Below are 24,405 nucleotides of genomic sequence, written 5' to 3'. Positions count from 1 at the left end.
CCGATGCACACCGGCTTTGTCACACGGTGGCACGGGGTCGAGCGGTTAGAATCGCAAATATTCGTCTAACGCTCACGGAGCCTCGCATGTCCTCCATTTCCAGCCGTACCACGCTCACGAAGTATCTGATCGAGCAGCAGCGCGAACACCAGAACCTGCCCGCCGACCTGCGTCTGCTGCTCGAAGTCGTGGCGCGGGCCTGCAAGCAGATCGGCTATCACGTGAGCAAGGGCGCCTTGGGCGAAGCGCTCGGCTCCGCCGGCAGCGAGAATGTCCAGGGCGAAGTGCAGAAGAAGCTCGACGTGCTGTCGAACGAAATCCTGCTCGAAGCCAACGAATGGGGCGGCAATCTGGCCGCGATGGCATCGGAAGAAATGGAAAAGATCTTCCCGATCCCCAATCGCTATCCGAAGGGCAACTATCTGCTGACCTTCGATCCGCTCGACGGCTCTTCCAACATCGACGTGAACGTGTCGATCGGCACGATCTTTTCGGTGCTGCGCTGCCCGGACGGCGTGGAACCGGGCGAACAGGCGTTCATGCAGCCGGGCTCACAACAGGTGGCGGCCGGCTATGCGGTGTACGGTCCGCAAACCGTGCTCGTGCTGACGACCGGCCATGGCGTGAACTGCTTCACGCTCGATCGCGAACTCGGCTCGTGGGTGCTCACGCAGCGCAACATGACGATTCCGGTCGAGACGCGCGAGTACGCGATCAACGCATCGAACAGCCGGCACTGGTATGAGCCGGTGCAGCGTTATGTCGGCGAACTGACCGACGGCAAGGAAGGCGCGCGCAAGGAAGACTTCAACATGCGCTGGATTGCCTCGATGGTCGCGGACGTGCACCGTATTTTGAGCCGCGGCGGCATCTTCATGTATCCGGCCGACAAGCGCGACCCGTCCAAGCCCGGCAAGCTGCGCCTGATGTATGAAGCCAATCCGATGGCCTTCATCGTCGAGCAGGCGGGCGGCGCGGCGACCAACGGCGAGCAGCGCATTCTCGATATCGTCCCGACGAGCCTGCATCAGCGCGTCGCGGTGTTCCTCGGCTCGAAGAGCGAAGTGGATCGCGTCACGCGCTACCATCACGAAAAGAAAATTTGATTCGAGCTATTGCCAATTCGAGAAAGCGATCGCTATAATCTTGTTTCTCTGATGCCGGAATAGCTCAGACGGTAGAGCAGCGCATTCGTAATGCGAAGGTCGGGGGTTCGATTCCTCTTTCCGGCACCATCAGGATTCAGCAGTTAAAAGCCCCGCGTTCACGCAAGTGACGCGGGGCTTTTGCCTTATGCGTTCGCATTCGATCCGCACTCTTTTTGTACCCCACAAGTGGGTGGATGCGTAGACCGCACACCTATGCCACGATCTCATCTAATCCCATTGACTCGCTTCGACACGTTCGTGTCTTTCGCCGAATCTTCCTTCGCGATTTCACGTTCAGTCCGAGTGCGCGTCTGATGTGCTTTTTATGTGCGGCTTCGTACAACAACACACTATTTTCCGCTTCGCACCATTGAGCGTCAACGCAGGTTTCCCGGTATCGTTATATCCATAGAGGAAACGCTACAGTCGGACATGGTTTGAGCCTGCTGGATCGGCAAGCAAGGCGCCGTGCGCCTGACGGCGAGATCCCGCAAGGCTTGCAAGGCGCAGTTTTTGCGATATCACATATAAGGGGCGAGTATGCATTACCGATGCATCACCCTTCGGAACACGAACGATCATGCGTTGTGCTTTAGCCGTATCGATTGGATTCAAGATGAATCGGCAGCCATCCGATAACGCATTCTGAGAGGATTTTGAGTTTGACCTGCTGCTTGCGTGCGGCGGCGCAACAGCCGCACCAATCAAGTTGGCGCAATTGAGTGTAGTCATCGAGGAGAGAGACCATGGACGCAAAACCGACAAAACTCCCGACGCCCGACAAGGTGCTGTGTCCGGATCAGGATCCGGTAGCCGTCGAATTTCTCGCGACCGAATTGCCTGAGCATGTCAGAGCTTTCTTCGACGAGCAGCGCAACGCTGCACAGTCGAAATAGGCAGGATGCACTGGATCAAGCAGTCGTCGTGGGAATGATTGCCCGCCGCGTGCGGTGCAAGCGGGCGTTCGCGTCCGGACGCGGCGCGCGCCAGGTTGACACCCGTCGTTGATTCACGGGCGAGTCGCGCATGTCGGCTCGCCTGCTCAGGACGCTCCCCTCTTCCTCATTGTTGATCCCGGCCGGCGGTACGCTATTCTGGCGCTTTTGCTCGTTCATGCCGATGCGCCGTCGCTCAATCCTCTCCCTTCTCGTTCCCGCCGCTTTCGCCTGCGCGCTTGCGCTTGCCGCACCCGGATCCGCCCACGCAGATGGCGACGAGTCCGCCTTCACCAACGTCATCGCCCTGGTTTCGCAGCGTCTCGCGCTGGCGGAACCGGTCGCGCGCTGGAAGTGGGCACATCACGATGCGATCACCGACGCGCCGCGCGAGGAAGCGCTGCTCAAGCAAGTCGAACAGAAAGCGCGTGCCGCGCAGGTCGATCCTGAGTTTGCGCGCGCCTTCTTCCGCGATCAGATCGAGGCGAGCAAGGACGTCCAGAACGCCCTGTTCGCCAACTGGCGCAAGCTCAAGGCCGCGCCGGAAGGCACGCCGCCGGATCTCGCGAAGGACACGCGCCCGAAGCTCGATCAGCTCACGCGCTCGCTGATCGCGGCGCTTGCGCACGTCGAACCGCTTCGTCACACCGACGATTGCCCCGTGCGGCTCGCAAAGAGCGTCGCGCGATGGAAGCATCTGACGCGCTACGACGCCGCGATGGACGCGCCGCTCGAGCGCGCGCTGTCGCATGTCTGCGCAAGCGGCGGTTTGGGCGCGGTGGGTTGACCGAAGACTAGTACGCGGCGGCGAGCGGACGGCGGTCGAGCGGCGTCACGGGCAGACCGCGCGCGAGTCGCTCGCTCAGGATGCGATGAGTCGTCAATTCGAAGCCAGGCGCCACGATGCCCGCCGACAGCGCAGCCGCCGCGTCCAGCGAATCAGCGGAGCCAAGGTATTGCCACCGATCCACAACGTGCCATACGCGTCGTGCTGACTCGGCGTCGCGTTCCTCGACGGCAATCGCGCCCGGATACGGCCAGGGCGCGCCACGCGCTTCGCCGGAACGCGCCTTCGGCACACGGTTGTGGGCCGGCCGCAAAGCCGCAATCCACTGCGCCTCGGCAAGCATTGCACCGATTTCGCCACCCGTCGCCTTCCATTCGACACGGCGCACGAGCGACGCCAGCCGCAAGTCCTTCGCCGAGCGCTTCGGTCCGACCAGATGCGAGCGCACGCGCTGCCGCAGACGTACGCTTCGCCCGGCGTACAGCGGCGCGTCGTCGTCGCCATGGAACACATAGGCACCGCAGCCGGCGGGAATGCGCTCGATCGTGTCTTCGTCGATGTGCGTTGCAAGCTGGAACCGGCGCGTCACCCGCTCGAGATGCGCCTGCATGACATCCGGCGCGTGTGCGCGATGCAGGTGTTGCCAGAACTGCCAGAGCAGATCGGCGTCGGCGAGCGCGCGGTGGCGCGCCGACGGCACGAGCGCATGACGCTGCACGAGTGCGTCGAGACCGTGACGACTTTCAGACGGATACACCGCCCGCGACAGCTGCACCGTGCAAAGGACGTCCGGCACGAACCGAAGTCCGACGCGCTTGAACTCGCCTTTGAGGAAACTGTGATCGAAATGGGCGTTGTGCGCGATGAAGAGTCGTCCGCTCATCCGTTCGAGCAGGTTCTCGGCCAGTTGGTCGAACGTGGGCGCGTTGCGCACCATCGCGTCGTTGATGCCGGTCAGCTGCTGGACGAACGCGGGAATGGACCGCTGTGGATTGACCAGCGACGTCCACTGCGAGACGCCCTGCGGGCCAACTTCAACAATGCCGATCTCGGTAATGCGGTCGACGCCAAAGGTACCGCCGGTCGTCTCGAGATCGACGAAGACGATGGGTTCGGCCGGGAGCGTGAATCGGGATGAATCGGAGTGCATCATGGACGGCGGAAAAGCGTCGCGCCTGACAGAACCGGGCAAGCGCGTAATAAGGATGAATTGCTCATTCTAACGCAGAGCATCGCTTGTCCTCAGGCGCGCCGGCAGATCATTCAACAATTAAGCGTTCGCCGCGTTTTGCCATGGCGCAATCGAGACGTGACGAACGCGAAGGCGAAAAATAAAAACGTCGAGCATCATTTCATAATTAAACAGGCAATAGAGGCAAACCCTCAATCAAACCGACTAGTTAGCGAGTGAAAGCGGGACTTCGTAAGCTCCAGGAAGCCGAAGCGCGCACCGAGGCAGCGTGGCGCGCGGGCTCGTAGGGGCAAGGCTCGGCCTCGCTGGCGCCTTGCCCTAAGGGGGATACGCGCCGCCAAACCCGCGTAATTCAGGTGATTTTAAAGCCCGTTAATTCAAATCCAAACTGGAGTATTTACAGCGCCAGCTTCGCAAAGCGTCTTACTCATCGCTTTTAATGGCACCGCATCTATTTCAGAACTCAAACAAAGTGGCAAAACCGTGTAACGAGGGAATTACAAGAGAATACTCGACCGCTTGGTAGAGAAAGAATTCGAAGTATGAGCGCTCGCCACGCTTGCCAGATTCTCCGAGCACGTCACTACTCGCCTTTTATCCTCCATTAAGAGCGAGAACTGCATTGACTACGACTGACTTTCAGGAACTTTTCGACAGGAAGCTTTGACCGGGCCGATAAGAACGCAATAGGGAATTTTGTCTCGATGACAACCGGCATCGCCCTGCATCCAAACCCAACTTCTTGTCCAGCCAGTCTAGACAAGGCTCTGCTGATTTTTCGAAAGCGCACGCTCCCGGAGGGCACCGCAAACCGGGGCGCAAAAAAAAGCGCGACTGGGAAGTCGCGCTGACAAAGTTTGGAGATCTTTTTCCGTCAACGAAAAAGTCTGCTTCGGAAAGCAGAGCACTCAGTATAGCGATGCCCCTCGCACAAATTACCTGCATAAAACACAAACTTCTCTTTCAGATTTATCAACAATCCGATTTCCGAAATAACCTGTTGCTTCTAAACGTCAAAATGTGTCGTTCATGCGCAACGCCAATCGATTGACACCTTAGCCCTTACGACTTCATTCGCACTTAAACCGTTGTTAATAAACAGGAATAAGCAGATTTCAGATCATTGCGCGAGGGAGAATGGTTTATTGCGGAAATCGAACAATGCCCAAGATGACACGGTTCTTTACACTTCGTCTGGTCAGGAAACAAATGTGTTGGCTGCCGATGCATTGCTCTTCTGGCCGCGCCCTCTCGCAGCGCGCCGGAACGAGGTTTCCTCAAAGCCTGGGTCTTGGGCCCAATCTGCTCTCGGAGTTACAAAGATGAAAAAGACTCTCATGGTCGCCGCCCTGACGGGCGTTTTTGCTTCCGCCGCCCATGCGCAAAGCAGCGTCACGCTGTATGGCCTGATCGATGCCGGCATCACCTACACGAACAACAACGTGACGACGGCCGGCGGCACGGGCCACAGCAATTTCAAGGCGACGAGCGGTTCGGTGAACGGCAGCCGTTGGGGCCTGCGCGGTGCTGAAGACCTCGGCGGCGGCCTGAAGGCAATCTTCACGTTGGAAAACGGCTTCAACATCATGAACGGCACGAACGGCCAAGGTGGTCGCGAGTTCGGCCGTCAGGCATTCGTTGGTCTGTCGAGCACGCAGTTCGGCTCTGTGACGCTCGGCCGTCAGTATGACTCCGTCGTCGACTTCGTCGGCCCGCTGGCTCTGACCGGCACGCAATACGGCGGCACGCAGTTCGCCCACCCGTTCGACAACGACAACCTGGACAACACGTTCCGCGTCAACAACTCGATCAAGTACACGAGCGCCAACTACGCCGGCTTCAAGATGGGCGCGATGTACGGCTTCTCGAACGAGGCAGGCGGCTTTGCGGATAACCGTGCTTACAGCGTCGGCGCATCGTACAACTACGGTCCGTTGAACGTTGCTGGCGCGTACATGCAACTGAACAACGTCGGTTCGGCGACGAACAATATCGCTGGTGCAGTCGGCAACGACAACTCGCCGTTCACGGCAGGCCGTCAGCGCATCTTCGGCGGTGGCATCAACTACGCGTTCGGCCCGGCAACGGTCGGCTTCGTGTTCACGCAGACGATGCTGGACAACGCAACGTCGCTGAACAACGTCGCGACGAACGCAGGCAACATCAACCTCGGCGACAGCCACGTTCGCTTCACGAACTACGAAGTCAATGGCCGTTACAACCTGACGCCGGCTCTGTCGGTTGCAGGCGCGTACACGTACACGGACAGCCGCATCGCCGGCGAAAAGCCGAAGTTCCATCAGTTCAGCCTGCAAACGGCCTACGCGCTGTCGAAGCGTACGGACGTGTACCTCCAAGGCGAATACCAGCACATGACCGACGACGATGGCCTGCCCATCGGCGCGACGATCAACGGCGTCGGTATGTCGTCGTCGTCGAACCAGGTTTCGGCAACGGTTGGCGTGCGTCACCGCTTCTAAGCGTCACTGGCAGTCCTGCTGTAGAAAAGCCGCTCTTCGGAGCGGCTTTTTTCGTCCTGCAGTTCGTGCAAGCCGTCCCGGGTTGGACAGCTCACACGCCTCAGCCTCAGCGCGGATAGCGCACGTCGAGAATATCGATCTGCCGCACGCCCGCGGGCGTATGCAGCGCCACCGTATCGCCGATCTTCGCCTTCAGCAGCGCACGCGCCATCGGCGAGATCCAGCTCACCCAGCCGCGCTCGAGATCCACCTCGTCCACGCCGGCAATCGTGACCGTCTTCACCTCGCCATCTTCGCCCGCGTAGTCGACGGTCGCGCCGAAGAAGACCTGATCGACGTTCTCCTGCTTGCTGCTGTCCACCACCTCCGCCTTGTCCAGCCGCTTCGTCAGGAAACGGATGCGCCGGTCGATCTCGCGCAGACGCCGCTTGCCGTAGATATAGTCGCCGTTCTCCGAACGATCGCCGTTCGACGCCGCCCACGACACCAGCTTGACCACCTCCGGACGTTCGTTGTCGAGCAGTTGCAGGAGCTCGTCACGCAGGCGCTGATGCCCTTGCGGCGTGATGTAGTTCTTCGTGCCTGCCGGGACGTCCGGGTGGGCGGTTTCGAGATCGTCGTCGCTGTCGTCCGACTCTTTGACAAATGCCTTGTTCATGATGCGAATCCAGATCCGGTTGCGAGATGACACGCTTTCAAAACATCAACTTACCATGCGGAACATGCATGTCATACGAAGAAAACCGGGAATTTGCCCTATAAGCCTTCCATTTCTGGACTAGCTTGGCTATAATTCCGCTTCTGCGTGCGGCTGTAGCTCAGTTGGATAGAGTACTTGGCTACGAACCAAGGGGTCGTGGGTTCGAATCCTGCCAGCCGCACCACTTTTTCCTGATGTCTTCGTCATTGGCGGTCGCGCCATAAGATGATCGCATCGCGCGCTTGACCATAAGCGCATTGAAGTCACATTAAGCAGTACCGTTTTGCGTGCGGCTGTAGCTCAGTTGGATAGAGTACTTGGCTACGAACCAAGGGGTCGTGGGTTCGAATCCTGCCAGCCGCACCATCTAAAGAGGGCCTTCCAGACGGAAGGCCCTTTTTTCTTTTGTCAGCTGTCAGCGTGCACGCGCCCGCGTCGGACCGTGCAATCGGACCGTGCATTCACCCGCGCGGACTTGAACCGATATCGCCGATATGCTTCTCAGGCGCTGGCACGTCTTCCACCGACACCACCGCGCTCGACTCGCCGATCGCCTCCGCACGCGTCCCCAGCAACGATTGCGGGCGGCGCATGAATTCGTCATCCACGGTATCGCCGAACGCCTGCCGTACGAACGCGCGCAGCAACGCGATGCGCAACGACTCTCCGCGCCCTTCCACGCTGTCGCCGTCCTTGCCGAAGCTCACGCTGCAGACCACTTCGCCGCGCCCGTGGTCGTGCATCTCGAGCTTGCAGGCGCGCTCCAGCACCACGGAGGCGGCTTCCCATGACGTCGACGGCAGAAAGCGCCCGTCCCAAGGCCGTCCGCGATCGTTACCGCGGATGGAAAGCGTCTCGCCGCTATCGGTAAAGTGGATTTCCCGAACGAATTCGTGCAGCCCGCGCGCGACCCAGTAGTCGAGCGTGGCGCCTTCGAGATCGGATGTGTTCATTGCGGCGTTCTCTCCTGTCGATGACGGACGGAGCATGCACGCCGCATTCCCGCGCCGGGATCAGTAGTCGGCGCGTTCCCGGTCGATGCGCATGCCGCCGTCCTGATTGCGATGATGCGGCTCGTCGCTCGGGCGTTCGCGCGCGATCCGCATGACGTCGTGATTGGTTCGCACGCGGCGCATCACGTTCGCCAGATGCACACGGTCGCTGACCTGGATCACGAAGCGCAGCAGTTTGGCTTCCTGCGACACGTCTTCGTCCATCGCGATGTGCACGATGTTCGCGTCCGCCGACGTGATGTCGGCCGCGACGCGCGCGAATACGCCTTTGGTGTTCTTCACCAGCACTTTGACGGCGACGTCGAACAGGCGGCCCGGCTGCGGCGCCCAGGCGACGTCGATCCAGCGACCCGGATCGCGCCGATGAATGCGCTGCGCGACACGGCAATCGGTGGTGTGGATCGCCATGCCGAGGCCGATGCCGATGTAGCCCATGATGTCGTCGCCGGGAATCGGGCGGCAGCACGGCGACAACTGCACCGACATGCCTTCCGTGCCCGTGATGACCACCGGCGGCGCGGTATTGGTGTTGTGATGGTCGCGATGCGGATGCTCGTCGTCGTCGAGGCCGTTCATCAGCACCTCGATGCGCTTGGCCATCACCGCGGCCACGCGACGTCCGAGGCCGATATCCGCGAAGATTTCCTGGCGCGTCTTGTTGCCGGTCCAGAGCACGAGCTTTTCCCAGACTTCCGGCGTGACGTCCGACAGCGCGAGGCCGTAGCCCTTGAGACTTTGATCGACGAGGCGCTCACCCAGTTGAACGGACTCGTTCAGGCGCATCGTCTTCAAATAGTGACGAATGGCCGAGCGCGCCTTGCCGGTACGCACGAAGCCGAGCCACGCCGGATTCGGCTTCGAATACGGCGCGGTGATCACCTCGACGATATCGCCGCTCTTCAGCTCCGTGCGCAACGGCAGGAGCTCGTTGTTGATCTTCACCGCGACGCACTGGTTGCCGAGGTCGCTGTGAATGGAATACGCGAAGTCGAGCGCGGTGGCGCCGCGCGGTAACGGCATGATGCGCGACTTCGGCGTGAAGACGTAGACGGCGTCCGGGAACAGGTCGATCTTGACGTGTTCGAGGAATTCGCTCGAATCGCCCGCTTCGCTCTGGATGTCCAGCAGCGACTTGAGCCATTGATGCGCGCGTTTCTGCACGTCGTTCAGGTCGGCGCCGCCGTTCTTGTACAGCCAGTGCGCCGCAACGCCGGCTTCGGCGATCTCGTGCATCTTGCGCGTGCGGATCTGGAACTCGATGGGCGCGCCAAACGGACCGACCAGCGTGGTATGCAAGGACTGATAGCCGTTGACCTTCGGGATCGCGATGTAGTCCTTGAACTTGCCCGGCACCGGCTTGTAGAGCGCATGCAGCGCGCCAATGCACGTATAGCATTCGAGGGCGCTCTCCACGACCACGCGAAAGCCATACACGTCGAGCACTTGCGAAAACGACAACTGCTTGTCGCGCATCTTCTTGTAGATGCTGTAGATCGTTTTCTCGCGGCCGGTGACTTCCGCGTTGATCTTGGCGTCCGCGATGGTGCGCTGCACCGCTTCGAGAATCTTGCCGACCACTTCGCGCCGGTTGCCGCGCGCCGCCTTCACCGCTTTTTCGAGCGTGGCGTAGCGGGTCGGATTGAAGTTCGCGAACGAGAGATCCTGCAGCTCGCGATAGGTATTGTTCAGACCGAGCCGGTGCGCAATGGGCGCGTAGATGTCCAGCGTCTCGCGCGCCACGCGCCGGCGTTTCTCCGGCGGCACCGCGCCCAGCGTGCGCATGTTGTGCAGGCGGTCGGCCAGCTTCACGAGAATGACGCGTACGTCGCGCGCCATCGCGAGCAGCATCTTGCGGAAGTTCTCCGCCTGCGCTTCCTCGCGATTGCGGAATTCCATCTTGTCCAGCTTGGACAAGCCGTCGACCAGTTCCGCGACCTTCGCGCCGAAGCGCTCCGCAATCTCCGTCTTGGTCACGCCCTGATCTTCGATCACGTCGTGCAGGAGCGCCGCCATGATCGATTGCGCGTCCAGCTTCCAGCTCGCGCAAATTTCCGCGACCGCCACGGGATGCGTGATGTACGGCTCGCCGCTTTGGCGATACTGCCCGAGATGCGCCTCGTCGCTGAAATGGAAGGCTTGCTTGACTTCCTTGATCTCTTCGGCCGTGATGTAGCCGGAGAGCGCATTCGTCAGTTTCGCGATGGAAACGACGTCATGCTTGCGCGGCTGTTCGGGCGTGGCGGTCGGGCCGAACAGATGGCGGAAGGATTGTTCGAGAACGGCGTCGATGTACCTGCGCGCCGCATGCGGCTTGTCGGCGTCGAGCAAGGGGTCGGCGTCGGTGTCGAGATCGGGGTCCACGGCGGCGGAGACGGGCAGCGGTGTCTGACTCATGATCGCCTCCGTGGTGATGTGATTCGGCAGATTGCGGGTTGCAGATGGAACTCAGGGAACCGACGCCGGTTCCCTGCTTGCTTCAAGTCCTCAGACGGGCACCTTCTTCAGCATTTCGATGCCCACTTGCCCCGATGCGATTTCACGCAGTGCGACGACGGTGGGCTTGTCGCGGCTTTCGATCTTCGGCGTATGGCCTTGCGCCAACTGGCGAGCGCGATAGGTTGCAGCGAGTGCGAGCTCGAAGCGGTTCGGGATTTGTTTCAGGCAGTCTTCGACGGTGATACGGGCCATGTTGGTTTCCTTCTCGATATGAACTTTATTCTACCTTATGTGACCGATATGACCCGGCCACCGCGGTGGTCATGATTGCGGCGTGGAATGGATGCCGAGATCCACGAAGAGCTGCGTATTGCGGGCGTATTGCGACGTGAAGCGCAGGCGCGTCGCGGCGACGAGGCAACGCAACTCGGTGAGCGCGCGGTCGAAATTCTCGTTGATGACCACGTACTCCGCTTCCGACGCATGCGCCATCTCGCTGCCGGCTGCAAGCAGACGGCGCACGATCACCTTTTCGGAATCCTGGCCGCGTTTCTTGAGGCGGTCTTCGAGCGCATCCAGCGAGGGCGGCAGGATGAAAATCTCCACCGCATTGCGGAACTGCTTCTTCACCTGTTGCGCGCCCTGCCAGTCGATTTCGAGGAGCACGTCGTGGCCCATCTTCATCTGGTCGGCGATCCACACCTTGGAGGTGGCGTAGTAGTTGCCGTGCACTTCGGCGCTTTCGAGAAACTCGCCGCGCTCGCGCCGCTCCATGAATTCATCGACGGACACGAAGTGATACTGCACGCCGTTGGTTTCCTTCGAACGCGCTTCACGCGTCGTGTAGGAAACCGACAGCAGGATGGCCGGATCTTCGGCGAGCAGCGCGTTCACGAGCGTGGACTTGCCGGCGCCCGACGGCGCGACGACCATGAACAGGTTGCCCGGATAAATGCCGGTGTAATGGCTGTGCGAGCGGTGCGGTGCGGGGATCGACATGATGGTGCGTTACTCCAGATTCTGTACTTGCTCGCGCATTTGTTCGATGAGCAGCTTGAGCGTCATCGAGGCGTCGGCGAGTTCCTTCGCGGCGGCCTTCGAACCGAGCGTGTTCGCTTCGCGGTTGAGTTCCTGCATCATGAAGTCGAGACGCTTGCCGACCTTGCCGCCTTTTTGCAGCACATGGCGCGTCTCGGTCAGATGCGCGGTGAGACGCTGCAATTCCTCGGCGATGTCGATACGGATGCCGTAGATGGTCACTTCCTGGCGAATGCGTTCGGCGACTTCCTCGCGCGGCACGCTGGCGGCGGAGGCGCCGTCGGCGGTGGCGATGCCGAGCGCATCCTGCAAGCGCTCGACGATCTTGTGCTGATGCCGCGCGATCAGTTCGGGCACGAGCGGCGTGATGCGCGCGACGATCGCTTCCATCTCCGTCACGCTGTTGAGCAGCACGTTGCCGAGCGCGGCGCCTTCGCGGCCGCGCACTTCGATGAGATCGCCAATGGCCTGCTTGCCGCACGCCAGCACCGCTTCCCGCAGCGTTTCCTGCGATACCGAGCTTTCCGCGAGCACGCCGGGCCAGCGCAGGATTTCGCCGGTACGCATGCGTTCGGCGTCGGGAAAGATGTCGAGCACGGCGCGCTCGAGCGTGGCGAGCTGGCTGAGCGCGTCGCGATTGAGCGCGCCGGCGTTGGCCGTCTGTTCGACCCGATTCAGGTTGATGCGGATATCGACCTTGCCGCGCGAGAGCTTGTTCATCAGCATTTCGCGCAATTGCGGCTCGGTGGCGCGCACGTCTTCCGGCATACGGAAATTGAGGTCGAGAAAGCGCGAGTTCACCGTGCGCAATTCCACTGAGACCCCGACGCCCGAACCGCCCGCGCCATTGGGTCCCGCGCCATCCGCGACGACTTCGCGCGTCGCGCTGGCATAGCCAGTCATGCTGTAGATCATGGTACGTCTCGCGATTGAGACCTTCGTTGCGAAGGCCATTTCGATACGAAGCGCCCGGCGCTCCTGGAAGCCCCTTGGAGTGGCGCGTGTGTGACCGCCGGGCGAGGAACCGGCATTATCCCATTTTTGCCGTGCGGGCCGCCGATAGCGGGGGTCGGTCAGACGAGGCCCGCACGACGCCCTGCGGGGTTTGGCGATAAAATCCAGCCTTGCTGCGCGACGTCTCACGGCTGTCCTGCAAGCGTTCTCTGCCAGACGCGCGCGCGTTCACTCTCACCACTCGATCCTCATGACCGACTCTCCCCTGCTGAAACCTTCTCCCCCGCGTCCGAGCGGCCGCCGCGCGAACCAGTTGCGCGACGTGCGCATCACGCGGAACTACACGAAGCACGCGGAAGGTTCGGTGCTCGTCGAATTCGGCGATACCAAGGTGATCTGCACGGCCAGCATCGCCGAGCGTGTGCCCGAATTCCTGCGCGGCCGCGAACAGGGCTGGCTCACCGCGGAATACGGCATGCTGCCGCGCGCCACGCACACCCGCAGCGACCGCGAAGCCGCGCGCGGCAAGCAGACCGGCCGCACTCAGGAGATCCAGCGTCTGATTGGCCGGGCGCTGCGTTCGGTATTCGATTTGAACGCGCTCGGCGCGCGCACGCTGCATCTCGACTGCGACGTGATCCAGGCCGACGGCGGCACGCGCACGGCGTCCATCACGGGCGCGTTCGTCGCGGCCTACGACGCCACGAGCAAGCTGCTGGCCGCGGGCAAGATCGCGAAGTCGCCGGTGAAGGACTTCGTCGCGGCGATCTCGGTGGGTATCTTCGAAGGCTCGCCGGTGCTCGATCTCGACTACGACGAAGACTCCCAGTGCGATACCGACATGAACGTCGTGATGACGGGCTCGGGCGGATTCGTCGAAGTCCAGGGCACGGCGGAAGGCGCGCCGTTCTCGCGCGAAGAGATGAACGAGCTGATCGCGCTCGCCGACAGCGGCATCAAGGCGCTCGTGCTGAAGCAGAAGGAAGCACTGGGGATTCGCGGTGTCTGATTCGTTTGCATCCGGGGCGGCGCCGGGCCGTGTCGTGCTCGCCTCGAACAATGCGGGCAAGCTGCGTGAGTTCGCGGCGCTGCTGGAGGCGGCGGGCATCGAACTGATCGCGCAGGGCGAACTCGGCGTGCCCGAAGCGCCCGAACCGCACGTCACCTTCGTCGAGAATGCGCTGGCGAAGGCGCGCCATGCGTCGGCGCTGACGGGCCTGCCCGCGCTCGCCGACGACTCCGGCCTGTGCGTGCGCGCGTTGCAGGGCGCGCCGGGCGTGTATTCGGCGCGCTATGCGTCGCTGGCCGGCGGGGAGAAAAGCGACGCGGCGAACAACGCACGGCTGGTCGCGGATCTCGCCGGTGTGGCGGACCGTCGCGCGTATTACTTCTGCGTGCTGGTGCTGGTGCGTCATGCGGAAGACCCCGAACCGCTGATCGCGGAAGGCCGCTGGCACGGCGAAGTGCTCGACGAACCGCGCGGCGCGCATGGCTTCGGCTATGACCCGTACTTCTTCCTGCCTGCGCTGCACGCCAGCGCTGCCGAACTCGATCCCGCCCGCAAGAACGCGCTGAGCCACCGGGCGCTCGCGCTGCGCGACCTGCTGCAGCGACTGAAGGAACTGGCGTGAGCGCGGGACCGAAGACCATCAACGTGGTGCAGACGTTCACGTCGCCGGGCAGCATCCGCCTGACGTCGTTGCCGCCGCTCGCGCTATATGTGCATTTCCCGTGGTGCGTGCGCAAGTGCCCGTACTGCGATTTCAACTCGCATGAGTGGAAGGGCGACAGCTTTCCCGAAGACCGTTATCTCGACTCACTCCGCGCCGATCTCGAAAGCGCGCTGCCGCTCGTGTGGGGACGGCAGGTGCATACGATCTTCATCGGCGGGGGCACGCCTTCGCTGCTGTCGGCGCACGGTCTCGACCGGCTGCTCTCGGACGTGCGCGCGCTGTTGCCCGTCGATGCCGACGCCGAGATCACGCTCGAAGCCAACCCCGGCACGTTCGAAGCGGCAAAGTTCGCATCGTTCCGCGCGAGCGGCGTGAACCGGCTGTCGATCGGCATCCAGAGCTTCAACGAGGCGCATCTGAAGGCGCTCGGCCGCATCCACGATGCAGGCCAGGCGCGCCAGGCCGTGGAGATCGCCGCGCGGCACTTCGACAACTTCAACCTCGACCTGATGTTCGCACTGCCGCAGCAGTCGCTCGACGAATGCCGGCACGACATCGAGACGGCGCTGGCGTTCGCGCCGCCGCATCTCTCGCTGTATCACCTGACGATGGAGCCGAACACGGTCTTCGCGAAGTATCCGCCCACGCTGCCCGACGACGATGCCTCCGCCGACATGCAGGAGTGGATTCACGAGCGCACGCACGAGGCGGGCTACGGGCGCTATGAGGTATCGGCGTATGCGAAGCCGCATCGGCAGAGCCGTCACAACCTGAACTACTGGCGCTTCGGCGATTACCTGGGCATCGGCGCGGGCGCGCATACGAAGCTGTCGTTTCCGTCGCGAATCCTGCGGCAGGCGCGTTTCAAGCATCCGGCGAGCTACATGGATCACGCGCTTTCGCCCACTGAAACTCCGGTGCAGGAAGAACGCGAAGTCGGTCCGCGCGATCTGCCCTTCGAGTTCATGCTGAACACGCTGCGGCTCGTGGAAGGCTTCCCGGTGCATGCCTTCGTGGAGCGCACCGGCTTGTCGCTGTCCGCGATCGAGCCCGCGCTTCAGCGCGCGGAACAGCGCGGACTCATCACGCGCACCCCGGAGCGCATTGCGCCGACCGAGCTCGGCCAGCGCTTCCTCAACGATCTCCAGGAGATGTTCTTGAAGGATCCGCACAATTGAGCGCGTCGACGGTGGCGTCCGGCTCGGTGATGCGGCATCGTCCGTTCGCGCTGTTCTGGAGCGCGCGGGTGATGTCGTCGGTGGCGTTCCAGATGATGTCCGTGGCGATCGGCTGGCAGGTCTATTCGATCACCCACAGCGCCTATGCGCTCGGCTTCGTCGGACTCGCGCAGTTCCTGCCGATGTTCGTGCTGACGCTCGTGGTCGGGCACGTGGCGGACCGCTATGACAGGCGCACCATCGCGTACGTCTGCCAGGCAATCGAGGGGATCGGCGCGCTCGCCCTGTGTCTCGGCGCGTGGCACGGCTGGAATCATGTCGGCCCGATCTATGCCATTGCCACGATCACGGGCGCGGCGCGCGCGTTCGAATCGCCGTCGATGGCGGCGCTCTTGCCGAACCTCGTCGCGCGCACGCAGTTGCAGCAGGCGACCGCATGGTCCACTTCAGCCAACCAGACCGCGATGATTCTCGGCCCGGCGCTGGGCGGCCTGCTGTATGGCTTCGGCGCATTGACGGTGTACGGCGCGGTGACCCTCGCGTTCCTGGCGGCGGCGTGCGCCGTGGCGGCGATCAGCATCGATGAACCGGTCCGCATGCGCGCGCCCTTGTCGTTCGAGGCGCTGTTCTCGGGCATCGGGTTCATTCGCAGCAAGCCGGTGATTCTCGGTGCGCTGTCGCTCGATCTGTTTGCCGTGCTGCTCGGCGGCGCGACGGCGCTGCTGCCCGTCTATGCACGCGACATCCTGCATACCGGTCCGTGGGGACTCGGCGTGCTGCGCGCGGCGCCGGCCGTGGGCGCGCTGACGGGTTCGATCGTGCTCGCGCACTTTCCGCTGCGGCAGCGCGCGGGCACGGCGCTGTTCGGCGGCGTGATCGTGTTCGGCATCGCGACCGTTTTCTTCGGGCTGTCGCACAACATCGTGCTTTCGCTGATCGCGCTCGCCGTGCTCGGCGCGTCGGATGTGATCAGCGTGGTGGTGCGCACGTCGCTCGTCCAGTTGCAGACGCCCGATGACATGCGCGGAAGAGTCGGCGCGATCAACTCGCTGTTCATCGGCACGTCGAACCAGCTGGGGGAGTTCGAATCGGGCATGACCGCGGGGCTGTTCGGCGCGATGCCGGCGGTGTTGATCGGCGGGATCGGCACGATCGCGGTCGCGCTGCTGTGGATGCGGCTGTTTCCGGCACTGCGCGCGACGAAATCGCTCGAGGGGTGAAGGCTCGGGGCGTGACTTGCGCTACAATACGCGCCTTGCTGGAGGTGTGGCCGAGCGGTTTAAGGCACCGGTCTTGAAAACCGGCGAAGGAGCGATCCTTCCGTGAGTTCGAATCTCACCGCCTCCGCCACCCCGCCTATTTTTTCTCGTCTCGTTTCGTTGCGAATAATCGCTGAAACGCCCGCCCGACAAGCTTCTCCGCCCGATCCCTTCTGTTCGACGTGTCTCGACTCGTTGCGTTTCGGCGCGTTCAGTCGTAAATTCTTTGGTGGATGGGTTGGTGGGTAACTGATGGTGGAGGGGTTGGTGGGTATCTCCGCCGGCCCCTTACTCACGATCCCTCAGCCTGCGAAACCCGGATGAGCGACGATGCCGAAGAAAGCGAAAGAGCTTGGACCCCTTGCCGTCAGCCGGCTGAATGAGCCCGGCAAGCATGCCGTCGGCGGCGTCGATGGGCTATACCTGAGCATCTCGGACACTGGCGCCGGGTACTGGGTGCTGCGCGCGACGATCGCCGGCAAGCGGCGCGAGATCGGCCTCGGCGCCTACTCGGCGAAGGGAATGGGCGTGGCTGAGGCGCGCGCCGCAGCGCTGGAGAAGCGCGAAGAGATCAAGCGCGGCGTCGATCCGGTGATGCAACGCAAGGAAGCGGCGAGCCAGCTGCGCGCCGGCCAGGCGCTGGAGATGACCTTCGAGAAGACGGCGGAGCGCTACATCGCGGCGAAGGAAGTCGAATGGCGCAACTCGAAGCATGGCGCCCAATGGACATACACCCTCGCCGAGTACGCGCATCCCATCATCGGAAAGATGCAGGTGCGCCACGTGACGCGCTCTCACGTCCTCGAGATCCTCGAACCTATCTGGCAGGCCAAGACCGAGACGGCGAGCCGCCTGCGCGGCCGCATCGAGGCGATTCTCGACTATGCCCGCGTCAAGGGCTTCCGCGATGAAGGCGTGAACCCGGCCGCGTGGCGCGGCAACCTCGACAAGCTGCTGAGCGCGCCGAAGAAGACCAAGCGCGTGCGCAATCACCCCGCCCTGCCGATCGTGAAGATGGGCGCATTCATGAAGACGCTGCGTGCGATCGAAGGCGTCAGCGCGCGCTGTCTGGAGTTCTCGATATTGACCGCCGCGCGATCTGGCGAAGCGCGGGCCGCTGACTGGCGCGAGATCGATCTCGAAAAGGGCATCTGGTCCGTGCCGGCCGAGAAGATGAAGGCTCGAAAGGAGCACCGCGTGCCGCTGCCCGCGGCGGCCGTGCGCCTGCTGAAGGCGATCGAGCGCCAGGACGATGTCGATCTGGTGTTTCCGAGCCCGCGATCGAACCGCGCGCTGTCGGATATGTCGCTGCTAGCGATCATGCGCCGTCAGGGGCTGGAAGCGACGCCGCACGGCTTCCGCTCCACATTCCGGGACTGGGCGAGCGAATACACGAACTATCCGCGCGAGCTGGCCGAGGTGGCGCTCGCGCACATCAAGGGCGACGCGACAGAGGCTGCCTACTGGCGCTCCGATGTGCTGCAGAAGCGGCGCCGGTTGATGGAGGACTGGGCCGCATTCTGCGACAAGGTGATTGAAGAAGGGGCAGTTATCCCGCTCAACAAGAAGGCATAAAAACGACCATGGACCTCACTGAAGAAGAACCTCTCCCGAACATCAAGACACCAATGATGCAAGCGGCGATTCTCATCGATACGCTCGATGATCTTTTCGTCGAGATGTTCGGGCGCCCAGAGAATGAATTCGCCGCGGCGATGTTGGCGGACGCTGAAAAATCCGGTGAGGTTGATCCGGAGAAGATGGTTTCAGACTTCTTCTCCGAAAACGCCGAGCACCCAGAGGGGCTGTGGCACGGCGGTATAACGATGATGTGGATCTCGGCTGCTTACGCGCTTAGAGCCGTTGTGCTTTCCGCAGAAGGAAATATGGCGGACGCGTGGGTAAGCATTTGCGATGCAAACTACTGGCTCGGACTGATCAAAGGTATTCGGGCAGAGAGGACCGGGCGTATGCCGCCCGCGCACGTGAAAGGCGGTGCCGCTATCAAGGCACGCGGGCAGTTGGTTGGAGATCATGCCTATCGCCTTGCGAAGTCGGGAAACTACACCAGCAGAGCGGACGCAGTCAGAAAGATCAAATTGGACGTCATGCTATTCGCAAGGGAGCAATGCGGCTGGACGATGAGCGAATTGCAGGCACCCGACACGATTGATGGATACCTGAAACAGCGCGGCTATACCCCGAAGGCTAGCCAACAGGAGGGATAGGCTTGTCATCAAGAGCTGTTCTCTAGCTGACACGCTATTGAGCGAGCCGACAGCTAAATACAGTCGTTTCGACCAGTGCAGTTCCGCACTTTTTCGAGTCGATACGATGATCAACACTGAAGTTCGAAACTTCGACAGCCTGCCCGACGCGGCAGGCGTCCGCGTTCAAACCGTTGCGCAGCTGTGCTCCTGCAGCATCTCCGCCGTCTGGAATCGCTCCAAGCGCGGCGCCCTCCCGAAACCCCGCACGATCGGCGGCCACGCACTGTGGAACGTCGGCGAGCTGCGCGCGGTGCTCCTGGGAGAGCCTGCATGACGGATAAAAAAATGGCCGACCCGAAGGCCAGCCAGAACGATTCCCATACTGCCCGCAATGATAGCGTCACCGATGCGCAAGGCCTGCAGTTTCTCGACATCCAGAAGAGCGACAGCGAACGCTTGCGCGTGTACGTGAAGGAGTACCGCGGGCGGACCTACATCGACATCCGCGTGTGGTATCTCGCGGACGGCGGAGAGTATCGGCCCAGCGGCAAGGGCATCACGATGCGCCCGGATCTCGCTGCTCCCCTGCTTCAGGGTGTCAGCTTGGCGGCGCGGTCCTTCGACCCGAAGGAGATGTCGTGATCGCGCGAAACTACTTGCAACGGGTTTACACGAGACTGTATGATTTCAACGTGCCTGAAACAACAGGCGCCGGGTTTAGCAGCCTGGAAAATGTGAGGCGGACAACCGCCACTGTGCGGTTTTTTTACGTCCGTTCGCCTTCGCGCGCCTCTTTCTATGGGCGGGCCTTGGCGGGGAGCCTTCGGGCTGCCGGTTGCCTCCATTTCCGGTCTGCTAACCCCGCTTCGTGCCCGCTCACCCCATTTAGCAGTGGACAGCGGGCCTTCAACCTAATGGAGGCCGCAATGCGTGCCAATGCCCCTGCTCGTCCTGAGCTTTCCGAATCCCAAGTCGCAGCGCAAGCTGCCGCCTTCCTGAACATCGAGATCATCAACCGCGCGCTGCGCGACGCGGCGCTCGCTCCGACCGTCTTCGATGCGCTCGACGTGTGCGCCGATGCCCTGCTCGACCTCGCGCAACTCATCCGTGCCGAGGTCCGGCATGGTTGAAAACATCGATTCCAAAGAACTGGTTTCCCTCGTCGACACGGCGTCCGGAGATTTCGTGAGCGCATCGGAGGCATTCGCCGACATCAGCGCTCTGTTCCAGGCGATCGCCGCTGCATCTCCGGCAGACGCGATGATTCATCGCCTCGCACGCTTGGGCGAAGATCTGGCAGACCGCCGCGCCGCTGACTACGAAAAACTTCAGATCGACTTCAACGGACACACAGAGCGCTTCATGCGCGCCCTGCGCGCGAAGGAGGCATCGTGAGCACAGCCCAGGCGATCAAAGACCGCGTCAATCACCAGATCGAGCGCGAAATCGAAATCTGCAGGAAGCGAATGGGCGAGGCGGCATGGAAAATCCACGGCGATTGGGTAACGGAAAACATCGTGACGGCCGCGAAAATCTGGATTCGGCGCGAGCTGCAGGAGGGCCGGCTGTGAGCGACTATCTCGACGACATCGAGCTCACGGACGACGAGCTGCGCGCGGCGCGCGAGCGGAAGCAGGCGGCGGCCGCCCGCGCCGCATTCTTCAACAAAGGGTCCCCTGAAACGGTTGCCCCTACTGCCCTGCTCACACGTGCGACCGGCATCAAGCCGGAGGCGATTCGCTGGCTGTGGCCCGAATGGATCCCGGAAGGGAAGCTGACGCTGCTGGCGGGCTCGCCGGGCACCGGCAAGACGACCCTCGCGCTCGCGCTGACGGCGACCATCACGACGGGCGGCGCGTGGCCGGATGGCACGAAGTGCGACGAGCCAGGAAACGTGCTGATCTGGAGCGGCGAGGACAACCCTGCCGACACGATCATCCCGCGACTGATGGCGGCGGGCGCCGACCTGAGCCGCGTCTATCTCATCACCGGCCGGACCGATGAGCACGGCGCGATTCTCCCCTTTGATCCGGCGGCCGACATCGGACTGCTAGGCGAGCGCCTGGCCGGCCTCGGCGGCGCGGCTATGCTCGTCATCGATCCGATCGTCTCGGCGATCGCGAAGGATGCGCACCGCGCGAACGACGTGCGGCGCGACCTGCAGGCACTCGTCGACATGGCATCGGCCTATCGTTGCACGGTGCTCGGCATCAGCCACTTCGCGAAGGGCACGAAAGGCACATCACCGGCGGAGCGCGTGATCGGCTCTGGTGCCTTCGTCGCACTCGCTCGCATGGTGCTGGTCGCGGGAAAGGACGAGGCGGCAGAGCGGCGCATCCTCGCGCGGGCGAAGTCGAATATCGCTCCGGACGAAGGCGGGGTGAGCTATGCGATCGAGCAGGCGGACGCGGAAGGCATCCAGGCGAGTCGCATCGTGTGGGGTGAGCTGATCGAGGGCACGGCACGCGAGATCCTTGGCGATGTCGAGCAATCGGACGACGAGCGCGGCCCGCGCGAAGAGGCTCGAGACTTCCTGACGGGCCGGCTCGTTGACGGGCCCGGCCGCGCGAAAGAGTTGACGCGCGACGCGGCCCACGCCGGATTCTGTTGGCCGACGATCTTCCGCGCGGCGGCTGAACTCGGCGTCGAGAAGCGGAAGCTCGGGATGAAGGAGGGGTGGGTATGGGCGCTACCGAAGATTTCAGCCCCATGAAGATTTCACGAAGATTCCACTCTCTTTTACGTGAAATCTTCGGGATACCGTGAAATCTTCCGTACCTACGGGGGTTTCCGTCCCATCCCTTTGAAGGTTTTTGCCGAAGATTTCACGGTACAGGGAGTGCAATCTTCGGCGAAGGAGCGAGCGAAACGCTCACCCCTTGCTCTGAAAACGTATCACTGCGGAGCGATACATTAAGACATGAGAGACACGAAACGGAAGCGCGCAATCCTCGCGATGCTGGAGTCGCACGACGAACGGCAATTCTTGGAATATGGCCCTGCGCCCTACTCCGCGACCACGATAGCGGCCGAGATCGGCGGGAGCACTCAGAGCGTAGCTCGCACCCTGCGCGGCATGCTGAACGAAGGGCTGGTGTTTGCCGTGCGCGACCGGGAGGAAGTATGGAACACGATCGCACGCAACTTCATTCCTATGCCGGTCACCGCCTACTTCAGCGCCCGGACGATGCATGCAGACATCGCGGCGGCGCAGAGATGGCGGGACGGTGCGGCCGCACGATCGGACGAGGCAGGGCAAGCGCTCATGCGTGCGTTCTCGGGCCAATCGCAGGCGCCCATGCTGCCGTTGGTCACCACGAAAGTTTCGTAGTTAGACCGATACGGGAATTCCACGTATCGACCCAGGCCAAAGCCGGAATTCCGGCTTAGGTCATGCAGGTCCTAAACGTTCAGGACCTGCTTCATGCTTCTCTCCGAAGGCGTTCGATTTCATGCACGATCGCAGTGCGGTGTAACTCCATCGCCTGAAGCGCATCATTAAAGGTTGCCAGCAACTCTTCCGCGTCCTCGCGATCGTCGCCAGCGCCGTCCAGCTTACGCAGGATTAACTCCTGTTGCTTGATGCGCTCCTTCGCTTGTTCGATGTCAACATCAGCTTTCGTGAGCGTCAACAACTCTTCCTGCAGCTTGAGGGCGTCTCGCATTTTGATCCTCCTGCCTGAACGTTGCCAGGTTGACTCTCAGGATACACCGGCTCGGTAACGTTCTCTCGACGCGCGACCGCGGGAACCGTGTGCAAAAGCGCCGCTCCTCACGCAGTGTCATTTCGTTTCATCTCGTAGCAGTCCTCAATTACTCCTTTCTGCCTGCTCAAATGCGAAATATAAAAGCCATATTCCGCAAATTGAGAGGCCGCAATGCTGTTCAAAGACATTCGCAGTTTCACGCCGGAGCAATCGAAAGCGGCCCGCGTGACGGCCTATCGGCTGCCCGGCACGCTCGACTGGACTCTGTACGTGAACGGCGACTCCGTCAAGAACTCGCGCGGCGAGGCTCGCACGTTCGGCGGCCTCGATGCCATCGTCGAAACCCTCGACGCTGCCGGCATCGACACGCTGAAGCTGGATCTGAGCTTCGGCAAGACGGGGCGCACCGCCGAGACGCTGCCGGCGCTCGACGCAATGATTTCGTTTCTCGAAACCCAATCGGCCGCGACCGCGGCATAACCACGAAGGATCTCAGCATGAATGCAGATGAACTGCGCACCGGCCTGGAGCGAATCAGCACCCAAGTGCTGGAGCAAGGCCAAAAGGCGCATACCCGCATCGACGAGCTGCAAGCGCAGGTTGACGCGGTTGAAAAGAAGTACGGTCCCGGCGCGACGCGCACGGCAGCCAACACCGCGGCGCGCGTTAGCCAGATCGCGGGCAGCCTGAAGGATTCGACGCAGCTCCAGGCGTTCAAGAGCGGTGAGGCGAAGGAAGCGCGAGTCGTGATCAACAGCTACGGCACGAAGGCGACCGTAGTGTCCGATGGCGCGACGCCGAGCATCACGCCGTTCGCGCAGACGGTCGCAGGCATCACCGCGCCCCTCTTCGAGACGCCGACGCTCGAATCCCTGCTGCCGCATGCTCAGATGGGGACCGGCAAGATCGAATGGACGCGTGAAGCGGCGGGCGCGGACTGGACCGGCGCTGTTCAAGCTGAGCAGGGCGACGCGAAGAAACAGGCCGCTGTCACGTTCGAGAACCTCAGCGCGAACGCGAGCACGATCGCCGTCTACATCAAGGCCAGCGAGCAGGCGCTCGACGACTCCAGCGGCCTCGCCGCGTACATCGAGCAGCGCCTCTCCGACGGCATCGCCGTGGGCACCGAAGCGCAGATCCTGAACGGCACGGGCACCAACGGCCAGATGTCGGGCATCTTGCTGACGGGCAATCACGTCGCGCTGAACACGACGGGCCTCGCCGCCGGCGCCACCGGCCTCGACCGCCTGCGCCGGGCGCGCACTCAGGTCCGGAACGCATTCGGCCGCGCAAATGCCGTGCTGCTGAATCCGAACGACGCGGAGGATCTCGACCTGATCAAGGACTCGGAGGGTCGCTACATCCTTGGCGGCCCTTCGTCGGGTGCGCCGGCAGCCCTCTGGGGTATGCAGCCTGTCGAAACGACCGCTATCGAAGAAGGCGATTTCGTCGCGCTCGATACGCAGCGCTCGGCAACGATCTACGACCGTCAGGAGCTGGTGTTGACCATCGGCCGGGACGGCGACGACCTCACGAAGAACCTGATCACGATTCGCGCAGAGGTGCGCAAGACGCTGGCAGTGAATCGCCCGGCGCTGATCGTGGTCGGAAGCTTCGCGAGCGCGTGACGGTGTTGCGGTGTGGCGCACCAAGGGAGTTTTGATTTCGCCCTGAACGCGCTGGGATTACTGCGTG

At 62.3% G+C, this 24,405-nt stretch carries 27 protein-coding genes and 4 tRNA genes; 23 read left to right on the top strand and 8 right to left on the bottom strand.

The window, feature by feature from the left end; all coding sequences use genetic code 11:
* The first annotated feature begins 86 nt into the window (after positions 1-86).
* The 4 genes from QCE63_RS05065 to QCE63_RS05050 all read left to right on the top strand — a co-directional run bounded on the left by QCE63_RS05065 (position 87) and on the right by QCE63_RS05050 (position 2,870).
* Positions 87-1,106: a class 1 fructose-bisphosphatase gene (locus tag QCE63_RS05065; RefSeq protein WP_309831128.1), complete on the top strand. Its 1,020-nt coding sequence runs from the start codon at positions 87-89 to the stop codon at positions 1,104-1,106.
* Between the two features lie 53 nt (positions 1,107-1,159).
* A tRNA-Thr gene (locus QCE63_RS05060) sits at positions 1,160-1,235 on the top strand.
* A 659-nt stretch (positions 1,236-1,894) separates the two neighbouring features.
* On the top strand, positions 1,895-2,044 hold the full coding sequence (locus tag QCE63_RS05055; protein ID WP_309831126.1) for a hypothetical protein: 150 nt from the start codon (positions 1,895-1,897) through the stop codon (positions 2,042-2,044).
* A 223-nt stretch (positions 2,045-2,267) separates the two neighbouring features.
* Complete coding sequence (locus QCE63_RS05050; protein WP_309831124.1) at positions 2,268-2,870, top strand: chorismate mutase; 603 nt, start codon at positions 2,268-2,270, stop codon at positions 2,868-2,870.
* A gap of 7 nt (positions 2,871-2,877) precedes the next feature.
* On the opposite strand, the gene QCE63_RS05045 is transcribed toward QCE63_RS05050, so the two are convergent.
* The gene (locus QCE63_RS05045; protein WP_404990114.1) at positions 2,878-4,020 is read right to left on the bottom strand and encodes an exonuclease domain-containing protein; all 1,143 of its coding nucleotides are present in this window, start codon (positions 4,018-4,020) and stop codon (positions 2,878-2,880) included.
* 1,364 nt (positions 4,021-5,384) lie between these two features.
* Here QCE63_RS05045 and QCE63_RS05040 point away from each other — a divergent pair.
* On the top strand, positions 5,385-6,542 hold the full coding sequence (locus QCE63_RS05040) for a porin (RefSeq protein ID WP_309831121.1): 1,158 nt from the start codon (positions 5,385-5,387) through the stop codon (positions 6,540-6,542).
* A 106-nt stretch (positions 6,543-6,648) separates the two neighbouring features.
* On the opposite strand, the gene greB is transcribed toward QCE63_RS05040, so the two are convergent.
* Positions 6,649-7,200 (bottom strand): transcription elongation factor GreB, encoded by a 552-nt coding sequence (gene greB / locus QCE63_RS05035; protein ID WP_309831119.1) that lies wholly within the window; start codon positions 7,198-7,200, stop codon positions 6,649-6,651.
* A gap of 149 nt (positions 7,201-7,349) precedes the next feature.
* Here greB and QCE63_RS05030 point away from each other — a divergent pair.
* Together QCE63_RS05030 and QCE63_RS05025 are read left to right on the top strand one after the other, a co-directional pair.
* A tRNA-Arg gene (locus QCE63_RS05030) sits at positions 7,350-7,426 on the top strand.
* Between the two features lie 105 nt (positions 7,427-7,531).
* Positions 7,532-7,608: transfer RNA gene (locus tag QCE63_RS05025), tRNA-Arg, on the top strand.
* A gap of 95 nt (positions 7,609-7,703) precedes the next feature.
* On the opposite strand, the gene QCE63_RS05020 is transcribed toward QCE63_RS05025, so the two are convergent.
* The 5 genes from QCE63_RS05020 to QCE63_RS05000 all read right to left on the bottom strand — a co-directional run bounded on the left by QCE63_RS05020 (position 7,704) and on the right by QCE63_RS05000 (position 12,644).
* Positions 7,704-8,195 carry a phage protein NinX family protein gene (locus QCE63_RS05020; protein WP_309831116.1) on the bottom strand — a complete coding sequence of 164 codons (492 nt, stop codon included), beginning with the start codon at positions 8,193-8,195 and terminating at the stop codon, positions 7,704-7,706.
* A gap of 60 nt (positions 8,196-8,255) precedes the next feature.
* On the bottom strand, positions 8,256-10,649 hold the full coding sequence (locus QCE63_RS05015; protein ID WP_309831114.1) for a bifunctional (p)ppGpp synthetase/guanosine-3',5'-bis(diphosphate) 3'-pyrophosphohydrolase: 2,394 nt from the start codon (positions 10,647-10,649) through the stop codon (positions 8,256-8,258).
* Positions 10,650-10,739: 90 nt separating this feature from the next.
* Positions 10,740-10,943, bottom strand: coding sequence for a DNA-directed RNA polymerase subunit omega (gene rpoZ, locus QCE63_RS05010; protein WP_050456014.1), 204 nt, complete (start codon positions 10,941-10,943; stop codon positions 10,740-10,742).
* Between the two features lie 69 nt (positions 10,944-11,012).
* A complete protein-coding gene (gmk, locus tag QCE63_RS05005) occupies positions 11,013-11,690 on the bottom strand; it encodes a guanylate kinase (RefSeq protein ID WP_309831112.1) in 678 nt (225 codons plus the stop codon).
* A gap of 9 nt (positions 11,691-11,699) precedes the next feature.
* Entirely contained in the window at positions 11,700-12,644 is a 945-nt protein-coding gene (locus tag QCE63_RS05000; protein WP_309831110.1) for a YicC/YloC family endoribonuclease, read from the bottom strand.
* A 289-nt stretch (positions 12,645-12,933) separates the two neighbouring features.
* Between QCE63_RS05000 and rph the strand changes: the two genes are divergently transcribed.
* From rph to QCE63_RS04930, 14 genes are all read left to right on the top strand, one after another.
* Positions 12,934-13,692 (top strand): ribonuclease PH, encoded by a 759-nt coding sequence (gene rph, locus QCE63_RS04995; protein WP_404984113.1) that lies wholly within the window; start codon positions 12,934-12,936, stop codon positions 13,690-13,692.
* Positions 13,685-14,314: an RdgB/HAM1 family non-canonical purine NTP pyrophosphatase gene (gene rdgB / locus QCE63_RS04990; RefSeq protein WP_309831107.1), complete on the top strand. Its 630-nt coding sequence runs from the start codon at positions 13,685-13,687 to the stop codon at positions 14,312-14,314. Before rph ends, rdgB begins: the two co-directional genes overlap by 8 nt.
* Positions 14,311-15,534, top strand: a complete 1,224-nt coding sequence (gene hemW, locus QCE63_RS04985) for a radical SAM family heme chaperone HemW (RefSeq protein ID WP_309831105.1) — start codon at positions 14,311-14,313, stop codon at positions 15,532-15,534. Before rdgB ends, hemW begins: the two co-directional genes overlap by 4 nt.
* Before the next feature lie 29 nt (positions 15,535-15,563).
* A complete protein-coding gene (locus QCE63_RS04980; protein WP_309833688.1) occupies positions 15,564-16,754 on the top strand; it encodes an MFS transporter in 1,191 nt (396 codons plus the stop codon).
* 40 nt (positions 16,755-16,794) lie between these two features.
* A tRNA-Ser gene (locus QCE63_RS04975) sits at positions 16,795-16,884 on the top strand.
* 239 nt (positions 16,885-17,123) lie between these two features.
* Positions 17,124-18,368 (top strand): phage integrase central domain-containing protein, encoded by a 1,245-nt coding sequence (locus tag QCE63_RS04970; RefSeq protein ID WP_309831103.1) that lies wholly within the window; start codon positions 17,124-17,126, stop codon positions 18,366-18,368.
* An 8-nt stretch (positions 18,369-18,376) separates the two neighbouring features.
* On the top strand, positions 18,377-19,021 hold the full coding sequence (locus QCE63_RS04965; protein ID WP_309831101.1) for a hypothetical protein: 645 nt from the start codon (positions 18,377-18,379) through the stop codon (positions 19,019-19,021).
* 106 nt (positions 19,022-19,127) lie between these two features.
* Complete coding sequence (locus QCE63_RS04960) at positions 19,128-19,337, top strand: transcriptional regulator (protein WP_309831099.1); 210 nt, start codon at positions 19,128-19,130, stop codon at positions 19,335-19,337.
* Positions 19,338-19,348: 11 nt separating this feature from the next.
* Positions 19,349-19,645 (top strand): transcriptional coactivator p15/PC4 family protein, encoded by a 297-nt coding sequence (locus QCE63_RS04955; protein ID WP_309831097.1) that lies wholly within the window; start codon positions 19,349-19,351, stop codon positions 19,643-19,645.
* Positions 19,646-19,929: 284 nt separating this feature from the next.
* A complete protein-coding gene (locus QCE63_RS04950; RefSeq protein ID WP_309831095.1) occupies positions 19,930-20,133 on the top strand; it encodes a hypothetical protein in 204 nt (67 codons plus the stop codon).
* Positions 20,126-20,398 (top strand): hypothetical protein, encoded by a 273-nt coding sequence (locus QCE63_RS04945; protein WP_309831092.1) that lies wholly within the window; start codon positions 20,126-20,128, stop codon positions 20,396-20,398. Before QCE63_RS04950 ends, QCE63_RS04945 begins: the two co-directional genes overlap by 8 nt.
* The gene (locus QCE63_RS04940) at positions 20,395-20,574 is read left to right on the top strand and encodes a hypothetical protein (RefSeq protein ID WP_309831090.1); all 180 of its coding nucleotides are present in this window, start codon (positions 20,395-20,397) and stop codon (positions 20,572-20,574) included. Before QCE63_RS04945 ends, QCE63_RS04940 begins: the two co-directional genes overlap by 4 nt.
* On the top strand, positions 20,571-21,716 hold the full coding sequence (locus QCE63_RS04935; protein ID WP_309831088.1) for an AAA family ATPase: 1,146 nt from the start codon (positions 20,571-20,573) through the stop codon (positions 21,714-21,716). The genes QCE63_RS04940 and QCE63_RS04935 overlap by 4 nt, the downstream gene beginning before the upstream one ends.
* A gap of 207 nt (positions 21,717-21,923) precedes the next feature.
* The gene (locus QCE63_RS04930; protein WP_309831087.1) at positions 21,924-22,334 is read left to right on the top strand and encodes a hypothetical protein; all 411 of its coding nucleotides are present in this window, start codon (positions 21,924-21,926) and stop codon (positions 22,332-22,334) included.
* 91 nt (positions 22,335-22,425) lie between these two features.
* Here the strand turns inward: QCE63_RS04930 and QCE63_RS04925 are convergent, their stop codons facing one another.
* Complete coding sequence (locus QCE63_RS04925; RefSeq protein ID WP_309831085.1) at positions 22,426-22,668, bottom strand: hypothetical protein; 243 nt, start codon at positions 22,666-22,668, stop codon at positions 22,426-22,428.
* 213 nt (positions 22,669-22,881) lie between these two features.
* Between QCE63_RS04925 and QCE63_RS04920 the strand changes: the two genes are divergently transcribed.
* Together QCE63_RS04920 and QCE63_RS04915 are read left to right on the top strand one after the other, a co-directional pair.
* A complete protein-coding gene (locus tag QCE63_RS04920; protein WP_309831084.1) occupies positions 22,882-23,190 on the top strand; it encodes a hypothetical protein in 309 nt (102 codons plus the stop codon).
* 17 nt (positions 23,191-23,207) lie between these two features.
* Positions 23,208-24,338 carry a phage major capsid protein gene (locus QCE63_RS04915; RefSeq protein ID WP_309831082.1) on the top strand — a complete coding sequence of 377 codons (1,131 nt, stop codon included), beginning with the start codon at positions 23,208-23,210 and terminating at the stop codon, positions 24,336-24,338.
* Positions 24,339-24,405 lie beyond the last annotated feature (67 nt).

It is taken from the genome of Caballeronia sp. LZ065 (assembly GCF_031450975.1).
GTDB lineage: Bacteria > Pseudomonadota > Gammaproteobacteria > Burkholderiales > Burkholderiaceae > Caballeronia.
This window is presented reverse-complemented; position numbering and strand designations above follow the sequence as displayed.